Below are 24,860 nucleotides of genomic sequence, written 5' to 3' on the forward strand. Positions count from 1 at the left end.
GTCAGCCTCCGGATTGAAGCAGTCCGATGACGGAACCTGGATCGCAAGATACACAGCGCGCCGACCTGGACGCGGTCGCAGGTGAATTGACTGCGGTCGGCTTCGAGGACGTGCGAGAAATCGGCCGCGGTGGATTCGGCGTGGTGTACCGCTGTAGACAACCGATGCTGGATCGAACGGTGGCGGTGAAGGTCCTGACCGCGCATTTGGACGAAGAGAACCGAGCCCGCTTCTTTCGCGAACAACGCGCGATGGGACGCCTCACAGGACACCCGAATATCGTCAGCGTTCTCAATGTCGGTTCGACCGCCAGCGGGCGTCCTTACCTGGTGATGCAATACCATCCACAAGACTCACTCCAGGCCCGGCTTCGACTATCCGGCCCGCTGGGCTGGTCCGAAGCACTCCGCTTGGGCGTGAAGATCGCGGGTGCACTGGAGGCCACGCACCGGGTCGGTGTCCTGCACCGCGACGTCAAGCCAGCGAACATCCTGCTCACCGACTACGACGACCCTCAGCTGACCGACTTCGGCATCGCTCACATCGCCGGTGCCTTCCAGACCGTGGAAGGTACTATCACCGGCTCGCCGGCTTTCACCGCCCCCGAGGTCCTCGCCGGCGGTCCCCCTAACGCGGCTTCCGACATCTACAGCTTAGGTACGACACTTTTCTGCGTCATCACCGCGCACGCACCGTTCGAACGGCAAGAGGGTGAGCAAGTAGTCGCCCAGTTTCTTCGCATCACCACGGCACCCGTACCTCGCCTCGAGGATCAGGAGGTTCCAGGTGACGTCCGGGAGATCGTCGAACGAGCGATGGCTCGCGACCCGGCGAACCGGTTTGCCACCGCCGAAGAATTCGGGCACCAACTGCAGACTGCACAGGCACGACACGGCCTTCGTGTCGACGACATGGCCATTCCAAACGGTTCTCGGCAGGACTCAGTCGGTCCTCCCTCGCCCGGCGGGCTGGTGAGTGGGCGCACACTTCCAGGCCACGCAACGCCGAATACTGCAGAAGTGGCCTCAGCAGTCGGAAACAGTGCTGACTCTTCGCCGCGGCGGCGTGGTAGTGCTGGAAACCTTCCCCTTGATTTGACCGGCTTCGTCGGTCGCCGACACGAGATTGCTGAGACACGCCGACAGCTCGCGGCCTCCAGGATCGTCACACTCACAGGTATGGGCGGCGTCGGCAAGACGCGGCTTGCTCTTCGGGTCGCCCACGATGCGCGGCGAGGATTTGCGAACGGAGTCTGGTTGGTCGAGCTGGGGGAGCTGCGGGATGCACAGCTGGTGACCAATACCATCTCGGAGGCCCTGGGGTGCCGCCACCAATCGGGTAACTCCGCCCTGTCGGCGCTCACCGAGTATCTCGCCGACAAGCAGCTGCTTCTCGTTTTCGACAATTGTGAGCATCTGCTCGAAGCGGTGGCTGCACAGGCAAATACGCTGTTGCGATCGTGCCCGGGACTGCGCATCCTGGCGACGAGTCGCGAGCCTGTAGGACTTGCCGGGGAGGTGGTGCTGCGCGTACCCCCGCTCTCGGTCCCGGATGACCGGCGTGTTCCATCGCTTCGAGAGCTACCACAATACGAATCCGTCATGCTCTTCGTCGAGCGGGCAACGACAGTTCAACCCGACTTCGAACTGACGGCCGAGAACCAGTCCGCCGTGACTGCGATTTGTCAGCGGCTGGACGGGCTTCCGCTCTCCATCGAGCTGGCAGCGGTGCGCTTGAGAGCGATGTCCGTGCAGCAAGTGCTCGATCGACTGACCGATCGACTTCAGTTGTTGAAACTTGGCAGTCGTGCAGCGCCGAGTCGCCAGCAGACACTCCGAATGTCTATCGATTGGAGTTACGAGCTGTGCTCGCCCGACGAACAGCAACTGTGGGCGCGGTTGACGATATTCGCCGGCAGCTTCGAACTCGATGCGGCCGACGACATTTGTGCCGGCGCCATCGCGTCGGCCGATCTACTCGACCTGCTTGCAGCCTTGGTCGACAAATCGATCGTGATCAAGGAAGAAGCAGGTTCGGTGGTCCGCTACCGCCTCCTCGAAACCCTGCGAGACTACGGGCGGGAAAAACTCCAGGGACTAGGCGGCCTCGCAGTTCTGCGGGAACGGCATCGCTGCTGGTACCAGAAACTGGTCGTCGGAGCGGAGACGGACTGGGTGAGCCCCCGGCAACTGGACTGTATTCGCCGGCTCGACCGCGAACAGCCCAACCTACGAGACATCCTACGATTCTGTTCAGAATCACCGGAAGGAGCTGAAACCGGTCTACACATCGCGTCCGCGCTCTTCCCTTACTGGATCTCCCGGGGACACCTCAGCGAAGGCCGCCTCTGGTTCGGACGGCTTCTGCAGGCGCACGACAGGCAGCCCACAGCTGATCGCACCAAAGTTCTTTACCAGTCCAGTGTTCTCGCCGGCATGCAAGGCGACACCGCTGACGAGGCGGCGCTACTCGCCGAGGCTGATGCTGGGACCGATCAAGGCCCCGATAGCTCGCTCCCCGCGTTGGCACATTTCGCCGCCGGATGTCTGGCGCTGTACAGCGCCGACCCGGTGCGCGCGGCTGCCTCGTTCAACAACGCCGTCACCGCTGCAGTGGACGAGAACTACCTTTTCTGTCGTATCGCCAGTCTGTTAGGTCTCGAGTTTTGCAGCATCTCGACAGGTGACGCGCGAACGGGGTACCAGTGTCATGAGGAAATGTATTCGCTGACCGAACAACACGGCGAAATCGTGTACCGCGGACGATCATGTATGACCGGCGGATGGGCATTGTGGATCGAAGGTGAGCTGGCGGGTGCTGTGGCTGTGCTCGAGGAGGGTCTGCGGCTGTCGAGCCAAGTGGATGACCAGGTCGGCGTCGCTCGGTGCCTCCAAGTCTTGGCTTGGGTGGAAGCCGACCAACGCCATGCAGTTCGTGCCGCGACCTTGCTCGGCGCAGCGGAAGGCATGTGGCGCGAGATCGGCGGGTCGGTTTCGACCTTCCTCGACAAGACTCACTATCAGCGGGAGTGTGAACAATGGACCCGCCGGGCGCTTTCCGAGCGGGAATACCAACGGCAACTTCTGTATGGCCGGAATTTGGGTGACGACGAGGCAGTCGCGTTCGCCCTCGGCAGGCAGTCGCAGGGTGCAAAGACGTCTCTGTCGGATACCCCGGTCGCATTGACCCGCCGTGAACGCGAAGTGGCGAACCTCGTCGCAGAGGGGTTGACCAATAGACAGATCGCCGAGCGGTTGGTCATCGCACAACGCACGGCGCAAGGGCATGTCGAACATATCTTGTCCAAGCTCGGCTTCACGTCGCGAACGCAGATCGCCGCGTGGGTTGCCGGCCGGCCTCCGGAGTAGTGACGAGCAGAACCTCGCACCTGCAGCGCCGGTACCGACCGTCATGGATGCCGACTCAGACCAGAATCGCGTCGTCGGCCTGTTCGCAGATCGCTACATTTCCTCGGACAGCGTTATCTGAGTGCCGACCTGTACTGATCCGCACGGCCACAAGTGCGATGAGTGCGCACACGATGACGATTGCAGCGAAGGTGGTGACGGCCGAGTGGAAGGAGGTGAACTGTATGAGGTAACCGGTTCCCACGGGAAGTAAAGCAGCCGGGATGTAACCGGCGATGTTGAGTGCCGCGTTGGATTCCGCGCCGTTTCGTTGTGGGACCCGGGTGCTTATCAGCGTCAGGGCGGCCAGCTGCCCCAGGCCCTGCGCGGCACCGGCAAGACCCGCAGCAATGACGAACACCGCGGGTGTCGAGGAGACGGTAATGCTCACTATGAGGGACGACATCGAGGCAATCGCGGCTATCGAACTCAACGCCAGGTGGGTCCGGAAATCGAAACGGGCAAGGGCGAACTGAATGCCGGTTGCCACCAGGAACATGCTGCATGCCGTCACCCCGGCGAGTAGGGCGCTGTGATTGCCGATCCCAGTGACGAGGACGGTTGGACCCAGGGACAGAAAGAAGGACGTCGACGTTATTCCTGGGGCGAAGGCTGCGATCCCCCATGCCAGTTCGCGTCGATTGGGACGAGGAGCCGAAGGCCACGTCCAGAGGGGATCAGAAGGGCGTCGCTCTACGATGGCGCGTTGAAGCGGTAGCTTTGTTGCGAGGACTAGTGCAAATAAGGATATGGAAACCACGATCCCGAATATCCAGAGCTGAGGCGTAGCCACCGCTTGTGTAAGGGCACCGGACAGCATTGGGCCGAGCCCGGCGCCGAACACCATAGCTGCAGAGGCGATCTTGGAACCTGCTCGGCGGCGGTGTTCAGGTGCAAGATCGATCGTTGCCGACATCCCTGCGGTGACGGCCGCGCCCACTGCGACACCCGCCAAGAGTCTGGCCGCGAATAACCATAAGACGTCGGTGGCCAACAGGAAGAGTGAGGACGCCACTACTGCGGCAATCAGGCCGGGAACGAGAACGACCTTTCGTCCGTGTCGGTCGGCGAGTTTACCGGCGACGACGAGCGTGCTGATCAATCCAACCATGTACGCGCCGAAAACGATGGTCAAGGTTCCGGAGCTGAAACCCCAGGCGGCCTGCCAGTGCGCGTACAGCGGCGTAGGCGCATTCGATAGTACGAATATGGCTGTCACTGTGCTTGCGGCCGCCAGGGACCATTGCAGCTTCCTTCGGGGGATCGATGTCTCCATACGAAGGTCCTCCTGTTCGATACTGACCGTACCAGTACGTAAATATTCGTACTTCATAGTACGACAAGTTTCGTACTTCGGCTATGGTGGATTTATGACTCGCCTCGCACCGACTTACCGCAAGACAGACAGCGAGGCGGCTCTGCCGCCGCCGCTCCCTGAACCGGCAACGTCCGCACTACGCCTGGAGCGAGTGATGGGCGTTCTTGCCGACCCGCTCCGGCTGACAATCGTCAAGCGACTCCTGACGGACTCCGAGGAGTACGACCACACGTGCGGTTGGTTCGGCTTCGACCGCCCGAAGTCGAGCCTCACCCATCATTTCAAGGCCCTCAGGGAAGCGGGCGTCATCCGGCAGCGGCAGCATGGTCTCGAGCGCCGTAGCCGCGTTCGGCTCGAGGACCTCAATGAACGTTTCCCCGGCCTCGTGGAGCTTGTTCTCAACTGGCAACCGGCCGACGGCGATGTTCTGTGAGCTCATGCCCGCGGAGGTTCGGCCCACTCTCGGATGTTTTGATCTCTGTCACTCTTGTCAGGAGCGCAGCTCAGGCGTTTGACTGAGGTATGGGCTTCGATGGCTCACGATGCCGGCCTGGGTCCCCTCTCGAGACTCGGGCTCGGCCACTCAGTTCTGCCTGTGGCGTCGCGCGGTGCGCCGGATTGTGGCGTCGCAGCGTCTACCGCAATTCGAGGGTGGATTCGAATGCTCATCATTCTCCGACGAGCACGCCGGGAATCGCGCACAGCGGCGCCCGGCCCGACAGTGAGGATCTGCATGCCTACTCATCACGCTGTTCACGTTCGGTCCGCCGGCGAACCGATGACGGTGGTCGATGTCGAAACCACTTCACCCCCACGTAATTACGTGCGGATCGCCGTCTCTTCCTGCGGAGTCTGCGGTACCGACCACGCCTTCGTCAACGGCGCATTTCCCGGCATGTCCTGGCCTCTCACCCCTGGGCACGAGATTGCCGGAACGATTGCCGAACTCGGTGCCGGGGTCGACGACTACACAGTTGGCGACCGGGTCTCGGTAGGTTGGTTCGGGGGACATTGCGGCCAATGCATCCCCTGCCGTCAAGGTGCCTTCATCTACTGCGAGAAGCTGCAGGTGCCGAGTTGGCAATACCCCGGAGGCTATGCCGAGTCGGTGACAGTGCCTGCCAACGCACTCGCCCGGATACCGAGTGAACTTTCCTTAACTGAGGCAGCGCCGATGAGCTGTGCCGGCGTCACAACTTACGACGCGCTACGGAAATCCAAGGCTGTCGCGGGTGACCGGGTTGCCATCCTCGGAATCGGCGGTCTCGGCCACCTCGGAGTGCAGTTCGCACGGGCGATGGGATTTGAAACGATCGCTGTCGCCCGTGGCGCCGACAAGCGCGAGGACGCTCGTGCACTCGGCGCCCATCACTACATCGACTCCACTGAGGGCGACGTCAGTCAAGCTCTGCGGGCACTGGGGGGCGTGGCGGTCATTCTGGCGACTGCCGCGAACTCGAAGGCGATGGGGGAGATGATCGGCGGGCTGCTTCCGCGCGGCGAACTCAAGGTGGTCGGCGTCACGCCCGAGCCATTGCCCATCAGCCCCCTTCAGCTGATCACTCCGGGCATCACCGTGACCGGCCACCCCTCCGGTACCGCCCGAGACGTCGAAGAGACCATGCAATTCGCTGTCTTGTCGGGAGTGCGCGCCCGAATCGAGGAACGACCACTGGCCCGAGCCGCGGAGGCCTATGCCGCGATGGAGGAAGGACGGGCGCGCTATCGCATGGTCCTCACGATGTAAACCGTCTTTACGGAATGCGTTGCGCCAAAGGTTCCTTGGATGGAAGTAAGAATCATCTACCCGTCTGAGCGTGCTCGACACCTTCATGAGATGCGCGAGTGCTGAATCTCCGCCATGAACTCTGCCCAGGCGCCGCGACGGCAACCGACGGTATTCCACCTCGACCTCCATTGACTTTCTGTGAAACCGTGCACATACTCGATACTGACACGGCGTACCGCACAGCGGCACAGGATGGACGTCGTGGTCGCCGAGCCTCCCGTGTGGTCGGTGTGGTTCGCGGTCGGGCAAGCGACTTCCCCCTGGAAAGGAACAGGCTCATGCCATTTGTTGACACGGATAGGTTCACCGAAGCGCTCAACTTGGATCCGGAATTCAAGATTGCGGCACGCTTCTGGGACGCCATCATCCGTTTGGAGATCGGCGACGAGACGTACATATTGGTGGTCCGCGAGGGGCGGCTGGAGTCGATGACACCGCCGGCGGGCAACAACTTCATGACAGTCTCGCGCAATTACGACATAGAGGTCTCGGCACCGGCCGAGGAGTGGAACAGGTTCTTCCAGCGAGTGCCGCGGCCGTTCTATCAGGACCTCTTTTCCGCGATTTCTCGGCACAACTTCAGATATGGCGGGGACATGAAGATGTTTTTCGCCTACTACGCCGCCCTACGGCGGCTGTTCGACTTCATGCGTTCGTACACCAGGGTTGCCGAGGAGGCGAAATGACCACGACCAAGTTCGACAAAGCAGTTGGACGGTATGTGCATCTGACGATCGACGACATCGAGTATCGGGTCTACTACGAGGAGAGCGGCTCGGGTATTCCCTTGCTGCTGCAGCACACCGCAGGCTGCGATGCCCGCCAGTATCGCCATCTACTGGAGGACGAGGAGATCACGGCAAACTTCCGGGTGATCGCATGGGATCTGCCCTATCACGGCCGGTCGCTACCGCCGCTGTCGGTACGCTGGTGGGAGCAGGAGTACACCCTGACCCAGGATTTCTTCATGAAGTTCGTGGTCGCCCTCGCTGACGCACTCGAGTGCCCGGATGCGGTCTACATGGGTAGTTCGATGGGCGGCAATCTCGCCCCGGATCTCGCTTTGCATTACCCCGGGAAGTTCCGTGCCGTGATCGGCCTGGAAGCGGCCTTGTATTCGCCGGGCTACTACCTCGACTACTGGTTTCACCCCGAAATCAGCAATGACTCGAAGCCGGCAGCGATGTACGCACTCACATCACCGACTGCGCCGGAGGTCGGCCGCCGGGAGACGACATGGGTCTACAGTCAGGGGTCACCGCCGGTGTTCAAGGGTGATCTGCAGTACTACAGCGTCGAGCATGATCTTCGGGATACGGCGAAGGACATCGACACCTCGCAGACCGCAGTCTACATCCTCAATGGTGAATACGATTTCGCTACAGGGCCCGAGGAGGCCGAGGAACTCGGTGCGCAGATCAAAGGTGCGAAGGTAATTCCGATGAGCGGCCTCGGCCACTTTCCGATGAGCGAGGATGCGGAGCAGTTTTTCCGCTGCATCAAGCCGGTGCTCTGGGAGATTCGCGACACGGCAGTCCCGTCGCAGGTCCTCTCGGCTACGCAGTAACACCGCTGACCGGTTGCGCGGCAGCGGACTCGTGGTGGTCGCGAGGGTCAAGTCGACGCAACCTGCGGGGCCGCCGGCGGTGGGGCGCCTCCAACCCCCGCCGCTGGTGTCCCCGCCACCCTCCGCCGAAGGCGGATCTGGCATTTCTGCCGTTGCAGTCAGCCGGCCCGCTGGGTAGGAGAAGGCGCTGGGCAGGCGAGACCGAAGCAGGAACGGGATAGGGGTTTGTGGTGACTGAAGCCGCATGGGCGGAGATACACGACGACGGGTTCATCGGGATGATCGGTCCACTACTCCGCCGCCATACAGAAAACGGTGGGCGAGAATACGGGCTGCGGTGCGGGCTGCAACACCGCAACCTACGAGGAGCAGTGCAAGGGGGCCTGATCATGGCCTTCGCTGACCGGGCCCTAGGTTCGACGGCCCTCCATGAATCCGGCACGCAGAACATGGCCACCGTGCAGCTGAACGTCAACTTCCTCAGTCCGGTTCTGGTGGGCGACCTACTGACGAGTTCGCCGCGCATAGTGCGGCGGACGGCATCAATCGTTTTTGCCGATTCGGATCTGCGCGTCGACAACGCGGTTGTAGCCACGGCAACTGGAGTATTCAAGATCCTTGCGAACAGTTCGTCTTCACGAGGATCTGGCGCAGTCGAGGGTGGATACCGCTGAACCGCGAGCGCGCCGGACTGAGGGCTGGACATTTCGACATGCTGTGCCGATAATCGGCACAAGACGATACGAGTGCTGTCAGCGGCGCTCATTCAACGGCGGTCGAAGGGATTGCAAGTGCAGGGCATCGAACGGGGTTTGCGGGTACTCGAAGCTGTGGCAGAGGCTCAGCCGGTGGGGGTCGGGGAACTGTCACGGACCCTTCAGCTGCCGAAATCGACGGTTCAGCGCACTTTGCAGGCATTGGCGTCGGCGGGTTGGATCCGTAGCGACGGTAGCGAATACACGAGGTGGAAGCTGACCTCCCGGGCGCTCGCGGTGGGTAGGCGTGGATGGGACAAGGGTGACCTGCGTACCGTCGCGCTCGAACCCATGCGGGAGCTCCGGGATCTGACAAACGAAACCATCACGCTACAGGTTCGTGATGGTGCCGAGCGCGTCGTGCAGATCGAGCGGATGGACTCACATCAGGCGGTTCGCACATTCATCAAGGTCGGTGCCACGTATCAGCTGCCCCATACTTCGGGCGGGTTGGCCATCCTCGCGCAGCTACCGGACGACGAAGTGGACCGAGTGCTGTCGAGCCCGATCGAAAAGCTGACTCCGCAGACCGACACCGATCCTGAGTCGATCAGGAAAAAGATCGACGAGATTCGCAGGGTCGGATATGCGGTCAGTATCAACCAGAATCGTATGGGGGTGTGCGCTGTCGGAGCGGCCGTGCTGGGGGAGGACGGATGCCCTGTCGGGGGCATCGGAATCTCGATGCCCGAGACGCGGTTCGACGAACAGCGAGTGTCTTGGTGGGGAAAGCAAGTGAGCGACACAGCAGCGAATGTGAGCTCACTGCTCTGATCCCCGAAAGAGGTGCGTCTCACCGATCTGCGCGGCGACTCCCGCACAGCGACGTCACGAATTCGGCTGGCGCGACGGTATCCGCTCAGCCGCGCGAGATCGATGAGCGTTCAGTCTCCGATCAACGGTGAACGGTGCTGTCACGAGCTGTGCATTCCCGTGGGAGCGTACGCGGCGGGCCAGCGCCCATTTGGCAAGGGTGGCTCGCATCGGATTTCCGGAGGCGGTAAGTCGTGTGTGCCGCACACTGGCATAGCGTCTCAAAAAACGCTATTCTGATGGCTGGACCTTTTCGACGGATCGGTATGCGATGGACACCGCAGCGCGACACTTGAACGAATCGGCGCGGGCGCATGGGTGACCGCAACAATGGAAATGAGCCAGCACATCGACGGGTGTCTCTTGCGCTGCGCGAGCAAATTGCTGCAGGTCACTTCCACGGTGGCCGACAGCTTCCCACTGAACTTTCCCTTGCCGAAGAATTTGCTGTGAGTCGGCAGACGGTGCGCCGAGCATTCTACGACCTGGTAGCGGATGGCCTTGTGTACCGAATTCCGGGCCGGGGTACGTTCGTCTCCGAAGGCGCGAGTATGCGCCTTCGCCGTCTCGGACACATTGAGGCACTGACCAACCTCCCTTCTGATACCACCACCGAAATAGTTGCGCCCCTTCGGCGCCGGATTGACATCGAAGCCGCAAGCAGACTGCGCCTCGACAGCGATTTCGTCAGCACGATCACGTACGTACGTCGCCATGCAGGTGGTGTGTTCGTGACGACGACTGTTCACCTTCCCGACGCGCACGCGCGCCACCTGTCCGGTGGCACGGAGATGCAATCAGGTGAGATCGGGTCGCAGACGATCATTGGCCTTCTTGAACCTCATCTGGCGTCACCCGTGGCAGATCTTGTGCAGTCGATCACGGTCGCACCGGCCGCCGAGGACATCGCCCACTATCTCGGCTGCCCCACCGGGCACCCCTTGTTGCGTGCCGATCGCTTGTACCTCGACTCGGACGGTCAGGTAGTGGAGCTGGCGGTCAACTACTACTTACCCGAGAACTACACCTACCGAATCACTATGGGCAGAAGTCGGCAATCAGAAGCGAGCAACTACTGACGTCGACAGGAATCCGGCCCGTCGGCGGAATCCTCCAGATCGCCTTGTCCCATGAACACTTTGAACACTCGAGAAGAACCAATCCGGTCGCGCGAGTCAGGGTTCGGGGAGTGCCAACTACAGGAGCGGCCTGTAACAGGGCCGCTCGGTGGGGTACTCGACGAGACAGGGTGTTGGAGGCCCGGGTGGTGGTGGATACTCGCTCGCCAAGGCGTAAAGAGCACAATGTGACGCAGGAGTGAGCTGGCACAGCCGTTCGGTGAACCGGCGGGCTGTCATGCCGAAGTGCTCGAGATATTCCTTTGATGGCGCTCGCCGAAACTTTCGCCGAGGGTCATCACCTCGGAGTAGGGCCCCGTGAGGTGACCGCATGCTGGCGAAGAGACTAATGCGCTCAGCTTCGGCGTCCGCGTGTTGGGTTCTCTGCCGGCTTCGATCGACGCAGTTGGCGCCATCGGTGATACTCACGCGAGTCCACGTATTCCCGCACTCATCGGAATGGTGATCCTCGGGACCGTGGTAATGATGCTTCGGTCGGTCAACCGCTCGGCCGCTACAGCGTTGGCATGATGCTGTCTGTAGCGGCCGAGGGTTGGCGATCACCGCGCGGCAGCGTGAAGGTGAAGCTACGCGGGCACCGAAGGCTTCCGATCGGCATCACCCGAAATGTCGCTTCGATACGTTTCCGGCACCGATATAGCACCGAGCAGCGTAATTACGGCAGTGACCACGATGTACCACGGAAAATATCGGGCGTAGCCTGCATTGGCCAGGCTAGTGGCAACAAGCGGGACTGTTCCGCCGAAGAGCGCCACTGAGAGCGAGTACGGGAATCCCAGGCCGCTCACTCGGACGTGCGGCGGGAAATTCTCGACCATCACGGCTGACGTGATCGATGTGCACAGGCTCAAGAGCAGTAGGCCGATGAGCTGGATGATGATGAGTGTTGTGAAGTTCGTGCTCGAGATAGAGAGCAGGAAAGGTGTGACGATCACAGTACCGATGCTGAATGCATACATGCATGGTTTGCGCCCGTATCTGTCGGAGATCAACCCGGCGAGTGGCTGGGCAGCGGTGTAAAGAATCAGGGTGATGATCCCGACCGTCATGGCGGTGGTGGCAGAGACACCGTTCTGGATCTGGAAGTAAGTTGTCAAGTAGGTAGCCCAGAAGTACTGTCCCACGCCCATTCCGGTTGCGATCGCGAACACAATGATGGACTGTCGGGGATAACGTTGCAGAGCAGCGAGTGGATTGCGGCCTGTCGGCGTGGCACCCGATTCGGAGTCGGTCACTTTGAGCGTTTCTTGGGTCCCGCGGCGGATATACCAGGCGGCGACCGCGGCTAATGCGCCGACAGCGAAGGGAATTCGCCAACCGTAGTCGCGCATAGCGTCTTCACCGATGAGTGCGACGAACGCAGTAATGAAGGCAAGGCACGTCAATTTGCCCAGGCCGGAGGCGACGAACATGAAGCTCGAGTAGAAGCCGCGCCGACCGGCTGGCGCGGATTCGACGATGAATGCACCCGCCGTCGTGTACTCGCCTCCTGCGGACAATCCCTGCAGGATGCGGGCAACAGTCAGAATTATGGGCGCGGCGACGCCGATCTGGTTGTACGTAGGGCATAAGGCGATGAGCAAGCTACCGCCGGCCATAAGGGTGATGGTGAGACTCAGGGCTCGTCGGCGGCCGTACCTATCTGCGAAGAGTCCGATGAAGAGTCCTGCTAACGGCCGCGCGAGGAACCCGACGGCGAAAACTCCGAATGCGCTCAGAAGGGGCACTAGTCCCGACGATTCCGAGGAAGGGAAGAAGGAAGACGCGAAGTACACCGCTAGGTAGGAGTATGCGAGGAAATCGAAGAACTCCACCGAGTGTCCGATAGTGCCGGCAATCAGCTGCCGTCTCGGGTTTATTATCGCCGTCTCATCGGATGTGTCCATTTTCATTTGCTGGGCGCCTTTCGCGGAGGATGAGGTCGTTGACGGTGGTTTCGAAGGTTCCTGGGTGGTTCCGCGTGGTGGCGTTCGGTCCGGTAAGAACCGTTGAGGAACCTCCGGATTCTTGGAACAAGATGCGCGGGAGTGCCTCTACAGGTGAACTCGGTTCCGGCTTCGATGCCACTGCGGCACGGTCGTTGCAGTCGAAGTAAGACGTTCGATGCGAGTGCGGACGTAGGAGAGCGAACCCGTCCGTGCTGCTGAGCGGCACAGCGTTTCGCCATTTAAGTATCGTGCTTAGGGTCACAGCTGTCAAGGTTGACGTGCACGCGGTGGTTGCCACCACTCGTGCCAGGTTGAACGAGGCTCATGGCTGATGGCGAAGGCCGCCCGCAAAGCTTGTGGGGTATGCCGCTCAGCGGTATGGTGTTCCGAACTTGGATACTTTTGAAGGAAACTCTGCAGAGAAGGAGCGGTGATGACTGGTGCGGTGCAGGAGTCAAGCGTCGTCGGCATGCGTGAACTCACACGATGGGCCGCCGGTATCGACCCAACGTCCGCAGATCTCGAGCTTGCGCAACGTGCTTTGATCGATACCGTCACCGTTACCCTTGCGGCACTGAATGATCCGGTGGTCGCGTGGACTGATGGCCTGCCGGCTGCGCTGCGTTGGGCAACGGTCGGGCACGTACTCGATTTCGACGATCTGCACATACCGTCCACGACGCACATCAGTGTGGTGTGCGTGCCCGCCACGTTGGCAGCGGGCGGTGGTGCGCGAGAGTACCTAGCGGCGGCGGGCGTGATGGCGCGCCTTGGTAGCGCTCTCGGTTGGAACCATTACACGCAGGGATGGCATTCCACCGCGACGGTCGGTGCCATCGCGGCTGCTGTCGCAGCGGGGCTGTCTCTCGGGCTCGACTCAGACGGCGTTGCTACAGCGATGGCACACGCTGTTCCCGCCGCAGGCGGTGTCCGTCAAGCATTTGGCACCGCAGGCAAGCCGATGCAGGTCGGATTCGCTGCGGATGCCGGTGTACGTGCAGCCCGACTCGCCGCAGCAGGCGCGACTGCCGACCCGCGCGCTGTCGATGAGTGGTTTCGGCTCGTCGGAGGCCGGAACTCCCCGCAACTTTCAGGACCCCTCATTCCGGATGGTCTGGGGCTGAAGCTCCATCCGTGCTGTTACGCCCTTCAGCGCCCTATCACCGCGATTCGGTCGCTGGGTGCGCTCCCGATCAACGAGATTGCCCGCATTCGACTGCACACTCCACGGAGTGCAGTTCTACCGTTGATTCACGACTATCCGAGTACGGGTCTGGAAGGCAAGTTTTCGCTGAATTACGGCATAGCCGCCACCCTGTTGGACGGGTTCCCCGATATCGCAAGCTTCACGGATGCTGCTGTACAGCGCCCGGAGGTGCGGAGCATCCTCGACCGCATCGGCCTGATAGCTGATCCTGAGGGGAATGGGGTACTCGACGGCAACTGCAGGGTAACTGTCGAGTTCAATGACGGATCACTGGTCGAAGCGGTAGAGGAACTCCCGCTGGGGCATTCGCGTAGGCCTGTATCCAGCGAGGACTTCGAGGCTAAAGTTCGCGGATGTGTTGGTGAGGAGCGCTCAGGCGAGGTAATGGCATTGGACTGGCTTTCGGCAGCGGAGTTGTTACGACGGTGTCTGCCAGGTAGCGGGTAAAGGCCCGCTCGGTTCCAAAACTCGTGTTGCATCGGTGGTTTCTGTGCTCTTGGTGGGTATTACCCGAGTCGTGTGCGGTTGCAACCTGAGGGGCATGTAAGTGCTCCTTGGGCTCGTCAGTCGATGGGGGCCGGCAAACGCACAGGATGGTTCCGGCTCGGCGGTAGGCTGGATTGGACACGGGGTGCAGACTGCTCCGGTGACGTGAGGAGGGGAACCTCACGTCACCGGGTTGGGTGTCGCCGCGATAAGCAGGCGGTGTCGGAGATCGTGGCTGGACGAGTCACGATCTCGACAAATCATCTTCGGCTCCGTGAGTGGGGCGAATCCTAGGCCGTCAGCCGCCGGTGCAGCTCCCAGGCATTGCGCTCGACGCGGTTGGATTCGAGCAGCCCATCTGCGCGGACGTTCCACACCGCGGTGCCTGTCAGATGGATCGGTTGCCCGTCCGGTTCGGTGCCCATGATGCCGCGGTTGCGCCCGGTCATTTCCCAGAGCGAGGCTACGCGGGAACCGTCCTCGTTCTGGAACGTCTCGATGGGAATGAACTCCAGATCCTCGACGGTGGCTTGGAAATTAAGCACCCATTCCTTGAAGGCGTCTCGGCCGCGGATCGCCTGTCCGCCGGTGACGATGACGAAATCATCGACGACGAGTTCGTCGATCGCCTGGGGATTCTGGGGTGACTGCCACACCTCGGCCCAGAAATTCTCGACTGCGCGAACTCCGTGTTGCACTGCCATTTTGCCTCGATTCTCTCTAGCTTGGAAATACCAAGTTAGCATGGTTATGACGAGGCACCTCTGCGGGCTGCACGAGTTACCCATGCGCCTGTGAGCCATTGGCCTCGAGCTGCTGTACGGGAGGCGCTTCTCGTCAAGGCATAGGGAGCTTCACGAACAAGAATGAGCTGCGATCGACGAGGACTAACCCTGTTTACCGGCTGTCGGGGCCGGATCAGATTGCTGGACATGAAGGCTAGACGTGCTCACGCGTCGACCGTCGTCGGTGACGAACGCCAGGGAGACGGCCTCGCCGGTGGTCTCGTCGGTGTACTCGGGGGAGGTGCTACCCGGACGCGGCAGATGGTCGCGACCGAATTGGCCCAGTGCCCCGATCACGACGTGCAACTGCTTGCCTTTCTCGGTCAGCACGTACTCCTGACGTTCCCGTGATCCTTCCTGACGATAGGCGCGGCGTTCGAGGATTCCTTCGTCGACGAGCATCGCCAACCGTGCAGTGAGCACGTCGGACGCCACACCGAGGCTGCGGGTGAAATCCGAGAACCGACGGTGGCCCCAGAAGGCGTCGCGGATGATGAGCAGCGTCCACTTGTCGCCCAGGACTTCGAGGGTGCGCGCGATGGAGCAACGGGCAGGGGTGGCCGGCGACGGACTCATGCGACGAGGATAGTCCTCGCTGGTTTGGTGCGTCCAAGTCAGCGGCTCCGCCGCCGGTGAGTGGTTAACGAGTCCCTGCACTCGTTAACCACTCACGGGCGCGAAGCGCCTCACGCCCGCATCCCCGTGACGACGGCGTCGAGGAACTCGTCCGCGATGTCTTCGGGGGTCTCGGCGCCGGTCGGTGTGATCCACAGGTAGCTGTAGTTGAACATGCCCAGCAGGCCCTTGACCATTAGCCGCGGGAGAGGACGGAACTGTCCGTCGCGAATGCCCTCCGCCAATGCGTTCCGCCAATGTGATTCGTAGCGTTCACGTTCGGCGATGATCCGATCCCGACGCTCGTCTGTCAGGGCGTGGTACTCACGGAAGAAGACCGTCCACTCCGCACGGTGGTCGGCGATGTTCCGCATGAGCGCACGTGCAAGACCGCGAAGCCGCTTCTCCGGATCAGCCTCGGAAAGCGCGAGTTCGTCGGCGACCGTGTTCATCTGCGCGAGTTGCCGGCTGCTGATCTCGTAGAGGATTGCCTCTTTGCTGCCGATGTAGTGGTACAGCGCGCCCCGCCCCAGTCCGGTGGCCTCACCGATCTCGGCGACTCCAGTGCCGTGGTAGCCCGACTTCGCGAACAATTCGGCGGCCACCTGCAGGACTCGGTCCCGGTTGGCGTCGTACTTGTCGCTCATCGAAGGGCCCCTCTGTTTCCCGGCGGTCGAAGGTGTGAGTCTAGACGGCCCAGATCACGGCTTCGGCGCGGCCAGCCCGGTGATGAGGGCGTCGAGAAACCCGTCGGCGATCTCCTCGGGGGTGCGGGCCCCGTCGGCCGTGAGCCAGAGGTAGCTGTAGTTGAACATGCCGAGCACACCCTTGATCATCAACGGCGGCAACAGTGTGAACACCCCGTCGCGGACGCCCTGGTCGAACGCGTGCCGCCAATGCGATTCGTACCGTTCGCGGGCCGCGACGACCCGCGCACGCCGATCACCGGTCAGGGCGTGGTACTCACGGAAGAACACCGTCCACTCCGCACGGTGTTCGGCGATGTTGCGGAGGAGGGCCCGCGCGAGACCGCGGAGGCGGCGCTCCGGATCCGGTTCGGTCAGGGCGAGTTCGTCGGCCACGTCGTTCATCTGCGCGAGTTGCCGGCTGCTGATCGCGAACAGAACTTCCTCCTTGCTGCCGATGTAGTGGTAGAGGGCCCCGCGGCCGAGTCCCACCGCCGTGCCAAGGTCGGCGATCCCGGTGCCGTGGTAGCCCGACCTCGCGAACAGCTCGGCGGACACGCGCAGAATTTCGGCGCGGTTGAGCTCGTACTTGGTGCTCATCGAATTACCGTTCGACGTGCACGATCAGGGCCTGCCCCTGGCCGCCGCCCCCGCAGAGCGCCGCTGCGCCGACGCCACCGCCGCGGCGTCGCAGCTCGAGCGCGAGGTGCAGGACGATCCGTGCGCCCGAGACGCCGATCGGGTGGCCGAGCGCGATCGCGCCGCCGTTGACGTTCACCCGGTCCGTGTCGAGACCGAGGCGTTGGGACGAGACGAGTGTGACGGCGGCGAATGCCTCGTTGATCTCGACGAGATCGAGGTCGCGAGGCGCGATCCCCTCGCGTCGGCACGCGGCCTGGATGGCGTTCGACGGCTGCTCGTGCAGACCCGAATCAGGTCCGGCTACCACGGCGCGTGATCCGATCTCGGCCAGCCACGACAGTCCGAGCCGGACGGCGGTCGACTTCCGCGTGACCACGACGGCGCAGGCACCGTCGGAGATCGGTGACGAGTTGCCCGCGGTCAGCGAGCCGTCGGCGGCGAAGGCCGGAGGTAGACCTGCGAGGTCCGCTGCCGAGGTGTCGGCCCGGATGCCCTCGTCGTGGCTCACGTCGGTCGACTCACCCCGACCGGACGTGATCGGTACGGGAACGATCTCGGCCGCGAAGACACCGTCCTTGCGCGCGCGTGCGGCCGTACGGTGTGAGCGTGCGGCCCACTCGTCCTGGGCCGCGCGGCCGATCCCGTACTCGGGATTCCGCGACTCGGTCAGCGCCCCCATCGACGACCCGGTGAACGCGTCCTGGAGCCCGTCGAATGCGAGGTGGTCGATCAGTACCGTGTCGCCGTACTTGTGCCCGCGCCGACTGTTCGTCAGCAGGTGCGGCGCAGTGCTCATCGATTCCTGACCGCCGGCGACCACGATGTCCGCGTCGCCGGCGACGATCATCTGGTGCGCCAGTGTTATCGCGTCGATTCCGGAGAGGCACATCCGGTTGATGGTCAGTGCCGGTGTGGTCATGGGGATTCCCGCGGCCGCTGCCGCGACGCGCGCGGGCAGTTGGCCGCTGCCTGCGGTGAGGACCTGGCCCATGAGGACGTGGTCGACGGCGCGTGCGTCGACGCCGGCCGATTCCAGCGCACCACCGATCGCATGGCTACCCAGTTCCTGGGCGCTCAGGCTCGACAGGGATCCCATGAAACGTCCGAACGGGGTTCGCGCCCCCGCGACGAGGACGGTGGGGTCGTGGTCGGTCATTGTTCGTCTCCTTCGCGAGCGTGGTGCTTCCCTGCGGCCGGTCCCGGCCGCAGGGAAACTGGTGTCAGTTGTTGCGCGACGTCTCGAAGGCGTCGGAGAACTCGTACCCGTCGAGCAGTCGTCCCGCCGTGACCAGGTACTGGATCGTCGGGGTTCCCTCCTCGAGCCAGTTGAGGCGGGCGTCCCGGTAGAGGCGTTCGATCGGATGCGCGCGTGTGTATCCGATTCCGCCGTGGATGAGCAGGGCCCGGTCGGTGACCCGGCCGACGGCTTCGAGGCCGAACAGTTTGCACATGCTGGCCTCGGCGGGAATCCGTTCGCCGGCATCCCACTTCTGCGCTGCGTCGGCCAGGATCCCGCGCAGGGCGTAGACATCGGTGGCCATCTCCGCCAGGTAGCGCTGGATGGCCTGCCGTGTGCCGATCGGCTTGCCGAACGTGACACGGCTCTTCGCGTGGGCGATCGACAGTTCGAGGGCACGCTCGGACGTGCCGAGGGAGCTTGCCGCGATGAACACCCGGCTGATCTCCAGTGCGCGTTCGAGGTGCTCGTTTCCCTGCCCTTCGGCGCCGACGAGGGCGGTGGCGGGCACCCGGACGGAGTCGAGGGTGACGCGTCCGTGCTCGGTGCCCTTGCAGCCCATCGTCTCGGGAAGCGCTGCGATCGAGAGACCCTCGGTCTCGCGGGGAACGAGGAACGCGGAGACGTCGGTGTCGGATGTCTTCGCGAAGACGATGAAGTGAGATGCGATGTCCGAGTTGGTGATCAACCACTTCTCACCGTTCAGGATGTAGCCGTCACCTTCGCGCACCGCGGTCGACCCGAGGTCGGCGCCCGTCCCGAAACCCGGCTCCGTCAGCGCGAACGCGACCGAGTTCTTGCCCGTGGCCGTGCCCGGCAGCACGTCCGCCTTCTGCCGGTCGCTGCCGATCTCGGAGAGTGCGTGGGCGAAGGAGTTGTGCACGTGGACGATGACCCGGAGCCCGCCCTGCACTTTGGCGAATTCGGCGATGATCGGCAGGTATTGGGCGATCGAGAGGCCGCTGCCGCCGTACTCGCGGGGGACGAGCAGGCCGAGCGCGCCGATCCGGTCGAGGATGGGCATGACGATGTCGTGCGGAACCTGCTCGTCGTCCTCGATTCGCTGTTCCAGCGGATCGAGTTCGGACCAGATCGCCTCGAAGATGCGATCCCGGAGGGTGATGTAGTCCTCCTCGGGGAGGCTGGCCGTGTGGAGTGTCGCGGTCATGGTGTGAACTTCCTTTTCGTTGGTGAGCGGTGACGGAAGGCAGGGCGTCACAGCGCCCAGCCACCGTCGACGGTGAGGACGGAGCCGGTGCAGAATGTGGCGTCTTCGCTGAGGAAGACTGCGGCCTTCGCGATTTCGTCGACGGTGCCGAATCGGCCGAGGACGGTTTCTCGTTCGATGCGCCTGCGTGCGGAGTCGGGCACCGCGTCGGTCATGTCGGTGGTGACGAAGCCGGGGGCCAGCACGTTGACCCGGATGCCGTCAGGTGCGACCTCCTTGGCGAGTGAGCGACCGAAGCCGATCATCGCGGACTTCGCACTCGCGTACGCGGTGTCGCCGGCGTGACCGATCAGGCCGACGACCGACGACACCAGCACGATGCTCGGTGACCTGCCGTGGAGGAGGTGGGGTAGCGCGGCCCGGGCGAGGGCGACGGTGCCGCGGAGGTTCGTCTCTATCACGCTCCACCAGGCGTCCGGGTCCGTCTCGACGAGCCGCCCGCCCGACCACTGGCCCGCGTTCAGGACGAGCGAATCGAGGTGTCCCCAGTGGGAGACGACGCATTCCACCGCCGTGGGCGCCGTGGTGTCGTCATGCAGGTCGAAGCGGATCGGGAGTACCTGTTCGGGGGCGTCCGCGGCGAGCTTCTCGGCCTCGTCACGTCTGGTCCGATACGTGCATCCCACCCGGCAGCCGCGCTGCATCAGGGCCGTGGTGACGGCGGCCCCGATGCCGCGGGACCCGCCGGAGACCAGCGCGACGCGGGCGGCGTCGTGATCGTTCTCGTTCATGACAAGGAATGTACTGATCGATCCAAAAATAGTCCAGAGTGTTCGCTAAAGCCTTCTTACAAGTTGGTTGTACTGCACTTTTATCTGGCAGCTCGAATTGGATCGATCGGTACAAGAATGCTTGCGATGGTGTGTGCGGTGTGCTAGACCTGTGACTGTGGCCACACAGGGTGACGGCGCGGAGGCAATGTCCGATCGGCGAGCCCTGGACGAGGCCCGACGGCCCGATCACAAGCGCGGTGGCACCGGATCGACACGGCAGCCACACCGCCCCACATCAGCAGCGATGGGAGATTCGATATGAGAGTCATCGACGACCTGGAGGTCACTCGGGTCAAACCCCAGAAGGTTGCCTTCGCGTCCTTCGTCGGAACGGCAATCGAGTGGTACGACTTCTTCATCTTCGGGACCGCGGCCGCCCTGGTATTCGGGAAGGCGTTCTTTCCGTCGCTGAGTCCGCTGTCGGGAACGCTGGCCGCGTTCGCGACATTCGGTGTCGCATTCGTGTCGCGGCCCGCAGGCGCGATCGTCTTCGGGCACTTCGGAGACCGGATCGGCCGCAAGAAGATGCTGGTGTTCTCCCTGGTGCTGATGGGGTCGTCGACGGTCGCGATCGGACTCATCCCCACCTACGGAGCGATCGGCCTCGCGGCGCCCGTGCTCCTCGTCCTCGCGCGCCTGGCGCAGGGCTTCGCGGTCGGTGGCGAATGGGGCGGCGCGGTGCTGATGGCAGTCGAACACGCACCGCGCGAGAAGCGGGCGTTCTACGGCAGCTGGCCGCAGGCAGGTGTACCTGCCGGACTCGTGCTCGCGACGCTCGCGTTCCTGCTGGTCGAGCAGCTTCCCGAGGACCAGGTACAGGCGTGGGGGTGGCGTCTTCCGTTCCTCGCCAGCGCCGGACTGGTCGCGGTCGGCATGTACGTGCGACTGAAGGTCGTCGAATCGCCGGAGTTCGAGAACGTCAAGCGCAACAAGAAGATTGCCGACTTCCCGATCCTCGCGGTCTTGCGGGGTGAGAAGCGCGCGCTGGGCGTCGGGATTCTCACCCAGGCCGCCTCCCTCGTGCCGTTCTACCTCGTCACCGTCTTCGTCCTGTCGTACGGTCCGAAGGAACTCGGCATCTCGCGGCAGACGATCCTGTTGAGCATCCTCGTCGCGTGTGTCCTCGACATCCTGTCGGTGCCCTACGCCTCGATGATCGCGGACCGGATCGGAGCACGGAAGATGTTGATCTACGGGTCCCTCTACATGGCGGCGATCGCGTACCCGTTCTTCTGGTTGCTGTCCACCGGCGCCGGTGCCGCAGTTTTGCTGGCGATGATTCTCATCATTACGATCGGTCACGCCGTCACCTATTCCGCGGTGGCCGGTTACGTCACCGGTCTGTTCCCGGCCGAAGTCCGGTACACCGGCGCGTCCGTCGCCTACCAGTTCGGTGGTGTCGTGTTCAGTGCTCCCGCACCGTTCATCGCGGTGGCGATCGCTGCGGAGACGGACGGTTCATGGGCACTGGCCGCGTACATCGCCGCGGCGTGCGCCATCACGGTCCTGGTCCTGACCCTGACGAAAACTGCAAAGGTGAATCACTGATGTCTCTCGACAGACTCGCATCGTCCGCACTCGCCGGTGCCTGGCAGGACATCGAATCTCTGCTGGACCGCGACCCGTTCGGTGGCGACTTCAACACCGCCCACGAGATCTGCACCCGCTACGCGGCCGATCCGAAGCGGGTGGCGCTGACCGTCCGGCACGAGGACGGCTCGGCCGACCGCTGGACGTACCGCGAACTCGACAGGCTCGCGGCCAAGGCGGCACGGGTGTTCGCACGCGCGGGGCTGACGCGGGGAGATCGCGTCGGCGGACTGCTCTCGCGACAGGTCGAGAGTTGGATCACCGCACTGGCGGCGTGGCGCTCCGGGCTGGTGTACGTGCCGCTGTTCGGCGGGTTCGCCCCGGACGCGATCGGCCTGCGCCTCGACGCGGCCGGAGTCCGCGCGGTCGTGGTCGATCAGCGGTACCGGCCGGCCCTCGCGGAAGCACAGGCGACCCACGGACTCGATCCCGCGGTGTTCGTCGTCGGCGACGTCGCGGCCGGCAACGACGACCGGTCCTTCTGGACCGAGGTCGACCGGGCCGACGCCGACGGCCCGCTCGCGACCACGGCACTCGGGGACACCGCCACCCTGCTGTTCACCAGCGGAACATCCGGAACACCGAAGGCGTGCACCATGACCCACGCCGCCTTCGTCTCGGTCATGCCCTACGCGAAGGTCGTTCTCGGGGCGACCCGCAACAGCGTCGTCTTCTCGACGTCGGATCCGGCGTGGGCGTTCGGGCTGTACAGCACCGGCGCCGCCGTCATGGCGCTGGGCGTGCCGCGGGTCATGTACTCCGGGAAGTTCGTCCCCGAGGCCTGGCATCGCGTCATCCGGGAAGAGAAGGCCACGATCCTCACCACCGCCCCGGCCGCCCTGCGGCGACTGACGGCGACCTTCGGGCAGGACAGGGTGCCGTCATCCCTCCGGACAGTCGCCGCTGCCGGTGAACCGCTCACCGCAGCGGTCGCCGCGGAGTGGGCCGGCACCGGTGCCCCCGTCGTGCGCAACGGGTACGGACTGTCCGAGGTCGGCATGCTCCTGGGCGACACCCAGGGCACCGAAACGCGGTCCGGTCCGGGCTGGATGTCCGCCACGATTCCGGGTTTCGACACCTTCCTCGCAGACAGGGACGGTCAACCGGTAGCCGACGGCCAACCGGGATTGATCGCGGTACGAAAGCCTCGGCACCAGATGTCCAGCGGCTACGAGAACGCCCCCGACCTGTGGGCCGACCGCTGGCGCGGCGACGTATTCCTCACCGAGGACCGTGCCGTCACAGACCCACAGGGGCGGTGGCAGATACTGGGCCGGGACGATGACATGATCATCGCGTCGGGGCACAACATCAGCCCGGTCGAGGTCGAGAACGCGCTGTTGCAGCACCCGGCGGTCGCCGACGCCGCGGCAGTCGCGTACGACGATCCGATTCGCGGCGGAGTGGTCCGGGCCGTCGTCGTCCGCGCGGACACTCGGGCCGACGACGGCGACCTTGTCACGCAACTGAAACACCTTGTGGCGCAGCGCGTTGGGCCCTACGCGGCACCCAAAGTCGTCGACTTCCGATCCGACCTCCCGCGTACCGAAGTCGGAAAGCTGCGCCGGGCTGCCGTCCGCGAACTCCCGATCACAGGAGCGGGGGCAACCGCGTGCGCGCACTGATGGTCACCGCGCTCGACGGTCCCCGGGCGCTCGCCCCGGTCGAGGTCGACGAACCCGTCGCGGACGACTCCGCGATCCTCGTCGAGGTTCATACGGTCGGGGTGTCATTCCCGGATCTGCTTCTCACCCAAGGTCGGTATCAGTACAAGCCGGAATTGCCCTTCGTCCCCGGCGGCGAGGTCGCCGGGATCGTGCGGTCAGCGCCTGTCGGCAGCGGATATTCTCCGGGGGACCGGGTCGTCGGATTGACCGGTGTGGGCGGCGCCATGGCCGACCTGGTCGCACTGCCGCCGGAGACGACTTTTTCTCTCCCCGACACGATTTCGATGTCCGCGGGCGCTGCCCTGCTGTTCAACTACCTCACCGTGCATTTCGCACTGGTTCGTCGTGGGCGTCTCGAGAAGGGGGAGTCGGTGCTCGTCCACGGCGCTGCGGGAGGCATCGGCACCGCCGCGATGACACTGGCGCCTCACCTGGGCGCGTCGCGGACCATCGCGGTCGTCAGCAGTGAGGAGAAGGCGGAGTACGTGCGGAGTCTCGGCGCCTCCGACGTCGTGGCCACCGGGAACTGGCGGGACGAGGTCCTCGCGATCACCGACGGCCGCGGGGTGGACGTCGTGGTCGACCCTGTCGGGGGCGATCGCTTCACCGACAGCGTCCGATCGCTGGCGACGGGCGGGAGGATTCTGGTGATGGGCTTCACCGGCCGGGACATCCCCTCGGTGAAAGTGAACCGACTGCTCCTGAAGAACGCGTCCGCAGTCGGAGTCGCGTGGGGCTCGTGGTGGGCCGAGGACCCCCGACGACTGTCGGCGCAGTGGATCGAATTGTGTCCCTTGCTCGCATCGGGCGCGTTGACGATTCCGGAGCCGACGCGGTACCCGTTCGAGGCGGCGGCCGAGGCCCTGCTCGATCTCGAACACCGCCGAACCGTCGGGAAGAGTGTCCTGACCCTTCGGTGAGGCGGCTCCGCCGCCCGTGAGTGGTTAACGAGTCCCTGCACTCGTTAACCACTCACGGGCCGCAGGCTGGGGTTTGATTGTGAGAAGCTACCGGTCCCGTTTCACATTCGGCTCGAAAGACCCTGCGGCTGAGCTCACTCAGGCGGCCCTCGGTGCCGCCTCCGGCTAGAAAACACTCGTCCCTGTAATCCCGATCTGGGATGTCTGGAAATAGTCGGTATGGTCTCCGCCATCGACGGCGGATGGATCATGAACTGAAAGGGATGATGGGCGACCGCTGATCGGGAATCCTGGTTCCGGCTCATCCG

General features: G+C 63.5%; 21 protein-coding genes. 12 read left to right on the forward strand and 9 right to left on the reverse strand.

Features of this window, described 5'->3' with window-relative positions; all coding sequences use genetic code 11:
* Positions 1 to 26 precede the first annotated feature (26 nt).
* Positions 27 to 3,368: a protein kinase domain-containing protein gene (locus tag L1080_RS31560; RefSeq protein WP_250769494.1), complete on the forward strand. Its 3,342-nt coding sequence runs from the start codon at positions 27 to 29 to the stop codon at positions 3,366 to 3,368.
* A 55-nt stretch (positions 3,369 to 3,423) separates the two neighbouring features.
* Here L1080_RS31560 and L1080_RS31565 read toward each other — a convergent pair whose 3' ends face one another.
* Complete coding sequence (locus L1080_RS31565; protein ID WP_250769491.1) at positions 3,424 to 4,740, reverse strand: MFS transporter; 1,317 nt, start codon at positions 4,738 to 4,740, stop codon at positions 3,424 to 3,426.
* A 37-nt stretch (positions 4,741 to 4,777) separates the two neighbouring features.
* Here L1080_RS31565 and L1080_RS31570 point away from each other — a divergent pair, with 37 nt between their 5' ends.
* The 7 genes from L1080_RS31570 to L1080_RS31600 all read left to right on the forward strand — a co-directional run bounded on the left by L1080_RS31570 (position 4,778) and on the right by L1080_RS31600 (position 10,728).
* Complete coding sequence (locus L1080_RS31570) at positions 4,778 to 5,158, forward strand: ArsR/SmtB family transcription factor (protein WP_159924000.1); 381 nt, start codon at positions 4,778 to 4,780, stop codon at positions 5,156 to 5,158.
* A gap of 300 nt (positions 5,159 to 5,458) precedes the next feature.
* The gene (locus tag L1080_RS31575; protein ID WP_250769489.1) at positions 5,459 to 6,472 is read left to right on the forward strand and encodes an alcohol dehydrogenase catalytic domain-containing protein; all 1,014 of its coding nucleotides are present in this window, start codon (positions 5,459 to 5,461) and stop codon (positions 6,470 to 6,472) included.
* Between the two features lie 320 nt (positions 6,473 to 6,792).
* Complete coding sequence (locus L1080_RS31580; protein WP_250769487.1) at positions 6,793 to 7,200, forward strand: hypothetical protein; 408 nt, start codon at positions 6,793 to 6,795, stop codon at positions 7,198 to 7,200.
* The gene (locus L1080_RS31585) at positions 7,197 to 8,081 is read left to right on the forward strand and encodes an alpha/beta fold hydrolase (protein ID WP_250769485.1); all 885 of its coding nucleotides are present in this window, start codon (positions 7,197 to 7,199) and stop codon (positions 8,079 to 8,081) included. The genes L1080_RS31580 and L1080_RS31585 overlap by 4 nt, the downstream gene beginning before the upstream one ends.
* A 230-nt stretch (positions 8,082 to 8,311) precedes the next feature.
* On the forward strand, positions 8,312 to 8,755 hold the full coding sequence (locus L1080_RS31590; RefSeq protein WP_250769483.1) for a PaaI family thioesterase: 444 nt from the start codon (positions 8,312 to 8,314) through the stop codon (positions 8,753 to 8,755).
* A gap of 117 nt (positions 8,756 to 8,872) precedes the next feature.
* Complete coding sequence (locus tag L1080_RS31595) at positions 8,873 to 9,610, forward strand: IclR family transcriptional regulator (protein WP_159924008.1); 738 nt, start codon at positions 8,873 to 8,875, stop codon at positions 9,608 to 9,610.
* Positions 9,611 to 9,963: 353 nt separating this feature from the next.
* Complete coding sequence (locus tag L1080_RS31600) at positions 9,964 to 10,728, forward strand: GntR family transcriptional regulator (RefSeq protein ID WP_159924010.1); 765 nt, start codon at positions 9,964 to 9,966, stop codon at positions 10,726 to 10,728.
* Between the two features lie 626 nt (positions 10,729 to 11,354).
* On the opposite strand, the gene L1080_RS31605 is transcribed toward L1080_RS31600, so the two are convergent.
* Entirely contained in the window at positions 11,355 to 12,674 is a 1,320-nt protein-coding gene (locus L1080_RS31605; protein WP_250769481.1) for an MFS transporter, read from the reverse strand.
* 475 nt (positions 12,675 to 13,149) lie between these two features.
* Between L1080_RS31605 and L1080_RS31610 the strand changes: the two genes are divergently transcribed.
* Positions 13,150 to 14,370 carry an MmgE/PrpD family protein gene (locus tag L1080_RS31610; RefSeq protein WP_159924015.1) on the forward strand — a complete coding sequence of 407 codons (1,221 nt, stop codon included), beginning with the start codon at positions 13,150 to 13,152 and terminating at the stop codon, positions 14,368 to 14,370.
* 329 nt (positions 14,371 to 14,699) lie between these two features.
* On the opposite strand, the gene L1080_RS31615 is transcribed toward L1080_RS31610, so the two are convergent.
* The 7 genes from L1080_RS31615 to L1080_RS31645 all read right to left on the reverse strand — a co-directional run bounded on the left by L1080_RS31615 (position 14,700) and on the right by L1080_RS31645 (position 20,333).
* Complete coding sequence (locus tag L1080_RS31615) at positions 14,700 to 15,113, reverse strand: ester cyclase (protein WP_159924017.1); 414 nt, start codon at positions 15,111 to 15,113, stop codon at positions 14,700 to 14,702.
* A 183-nt stretch (positions 15,114 to 15,296) separates the two neighbouring features.
* Entirely contained in the window at positions 15,297 to 15,770 is a 474-nt protein-coding gene (locus L1080_RS31620; protein WP_159924019.1) for a winged helix-turn-helix transcriptional regulator, read from the reverse strand.
* Positions 15,771 to 15,880: 110 nt separating this feature from the next.
* A complete protein-coding gene (locus L1080_RS31625; RefSeq protein WP_159924021.1) occupies positions 15,881 to 16,456 on the reverse strand; it encodes a TetR/AcrR family transcriptional regulator in 576 nt (191 codons plus the stop codon).
* Between the two features lie 54 nt (positions 16,457 to 16,510).
* Positions 16,511 to 17,095 (reverse strand): TetR/AcrR family transcriptional regulator, encoded by a 585-nt coding sequence (locus L1080_RS31630; RefSeq protein WP_159924023.1) that lies wholly within the window; start codon positions 17,093 to 17,095, stop codon positions 16,511 to 16,513.
* Positions 17,096 to 17,099: 4 nt separating this feature from the next.
* The gene (locus L1080_RS31635; RefSeq protein WP_250769479.1) at positions 17,100 to 18,293 is read right to left on the reverse strand and encodes an acetyl-CoA C-acetyltransferase; all 1,194 of its coding nucleotides are present in this window, start codon (positions 18,291 to 18,293) and stop codon (positions 17,100 to 17,102) included.
* A 64-nt stretch (positions 18,294 to 18,357) separates the two neighbouring features.
* The gene (locus L1080_RS31640; RefSeq protein WP_250769477.1) at positions 18,358 to 19,542 is read right to left on the reverse strand and encodes an acyl-CoA dehydrogenase family protein; all 1,185 of its coding nucleotides are present in this window, start codon (positions 19,540 to 19,542) and stop codon (positions 18,358 to 18,360) included.
* 47 nt (positions 19,543 to 19,589) lie between these two features.
* Complete coding sequence (locus L1080_RS31645; RefSeq protein ID WP_250769474.1) at positions 19,590 to 20,333, reverse strand: SDR family NAD(P)-dependent oxidoreductase; 744 nt, start codon at positions 20,331 to 20,333, stop codon at positions 19,590 to 19,592.
* Positions 20,334 to 20,633: 300 nt separating this feature from the next.
* Here L1080_RS31645 and L1080_RS31650 point away from each other — a divergent pair, with 300 nt between their 5' ends.
* Genes L1080_RS31650 through L1080_RS31660 form a run of 3 tightly spaced genes read left to right on the forward strand, consistent with a single transcriptional unit; the run spans position 20,634 to position 24,552 of the window.
* Positions 20,634 to 21,923, forward strand: a complete 1,290-nt coding sequence (locus tag L1080_RS31650) for an MFS transporter (RefSeq protein WP_250769471.1) — start codon at positions 20,634 to 20,636, stop codon at positions 21,921 to 21,923.
* Positions 21,923 to 23,590, forward strand: a complete 1,668-nt coding sequence (locus L1080_RS31655) for an AMP-binding protein (RefSeq protein ID WP_250769468.1) — start codon at positions 21,923 to 21,925, stop codon at positions 23,588 to 23,590. The genes L1080_RS31650 and L1080_RS31655 overlap by 1 nt, the downstream gene beginning before the upstream one ends.
* Entirely contained in the window at positions 23,578 to 24,552 is a 975-nt protein-coding gene (locus tag L1080_RS31660) for an NADPH:quinone oxidoreductase family protein (RefSeq protein WP_250769464.1), read from the forward strand. Before L1080_RS31655 ends, L1080_RS31660 begins: the two co-directional genes overlap by 13 nt.
* The last annotated feature ends 308 nt before the right edge of the window (positions 24,553 to 24,860 follow it).

It is taken from the genome of Rhodococcus sp. MSC1_016, from assembly GCF_023667485.2.
Taxonomy (GTDB): Bacteria; Actinomycetota; Actinomycetes; order Mycobacteriales; family Mycobacteriaceae; genus Rhodococcus_F; species Rhodococcus_F oxybenzonivorans.

Excerpts from the sequence above, each read along its gene's own strand:
- L1080_RS31560 (WP_250769494.1), top strand. The coding sequence starts at position 27 with ATGACGGAACCTGGATCGCAAGATACACAGCGCGCCGACCTGGACGCG.
- L1080_RS31565 (WP_250769491.1), bottom strand. The coding sequence starts at position 4,740 with ATGAAGTACGAATATTTACGTACTGGTACGGTCAGTATCGAACAGGAG.
- L1080_RS31570 (WP_159924000.1), top strand. The coding sequence starts at position 4,778 with ATGACTCGCCTCGCACCGACTTACCGCAAGACAGACAGCGAGGCGGCT.
- L1080_RS31575 (WP_250769489.1), top strand. The coding sequence starts at position 5,459 with ATGCCTACTCATCACGCTGTTCACGTTCGGTCCGCCGGCGAACCGATG.
- L1080_RS31580 (WP_250769487.1), top strand. The coding sequence starts at position 6,793 with ATGCCATTTGTTGACACGGATAGGTTCACCGAAGCGCTCAACTTGGAT.
- L1080_RS31585 (WP_250769485.1), top strand. The coding sequence starts at position 7,197 with ATGACCACGACCAAGTTCGACAAAGCAGTTGGACGGTATGTGCATCTG.
- L1080_RS31600 (WP_159924010.1), top strand. The coding sequence starts at position 9,964 with ATGGGTGACCGCAACAATGGAAATGAGCCAGCACATCGACGGGTGTCT.
- L1080_RS31605 (WP_250769481.1), bottom strand. The coding sequence starts at position 12,674 with ATGGACACATCCGATGAGACGGCGATAATAAACCCGAGACGGCAGCTG.
- L1080_RS31610 (WP_159924015.1), top strand. The coding sequence starts at position 13,150 with ATGACTGGTGCGGTGCAGGAGTCAAGCGTCGTCGGCATGCGTGAACTC.
- L1080_RS31615 (WP_159924017.1), bottom strand. The coding sequence starts at position 15,113 with ATGGCAGTGCAACACGGAGTTCGCGCAGTCGAGAATTTCTGGGCCGAG.
- L1080_RS31620 (WP_159924019.1), bottom strand. The coding sequence starts at position 15,770 with ATGAGTCCGTCGCCGGCCACCCCTGCCCGTTGCTCCATCGCGCGCACC.
- L1080_RS31625 (WP_159924021.1), bottom strand. The coding sequence starts at position 16,456 with ATGAGCGACAAGTACGACGCCAACCGGGACCGAGTCCTGCAGGTGGCC.
- L1080_RS31630 (WP_159924023.1), bottom strand. The coding sequence starts at position 17,095 with ATGAGCACCAAGTACGAGCTCAACCGCGCCGAAATTCTGCGCGTGTCC.
- L1080_RS31635 (WP_250769479.1), bottom strand. The coding sequence starts at position 18,293 with ATGACCGACCACGACCCCACCGTCCTCGTCGCGGGGGCGCGAACCCCG.
- L1080_RS31640 (WP_250769477.1), bottom strand. The coding sequence starts at position 19,542 with ATGACCGCGACACTCCACACGGCCAGCCTCCCCGAGGAGGACTACATC.
- L1080_RS31645 (WP_250769474.1), bottom strand. The coding sequence starts at position 20,333 with ATGAACGAGAACGATCACGACGCCGCCCGCGTCGCGCTGGTCTCCGGC.
- L1080_RS31650 (WP_250769471.1), top strand. The coding sequence starts at position 20,634 with ATGAGAGTCATCGACGACCTGGAGGTCACTCGGGTCAAACCCCAGAAG.
- L1080_RS31655 (WP_250769468.1), top strand. The coding sequence starts at position 21,923 with ATGTCTCTCGACAGACTCGCATCGTCCGCACTCGCCGGTGCCTGGCAG.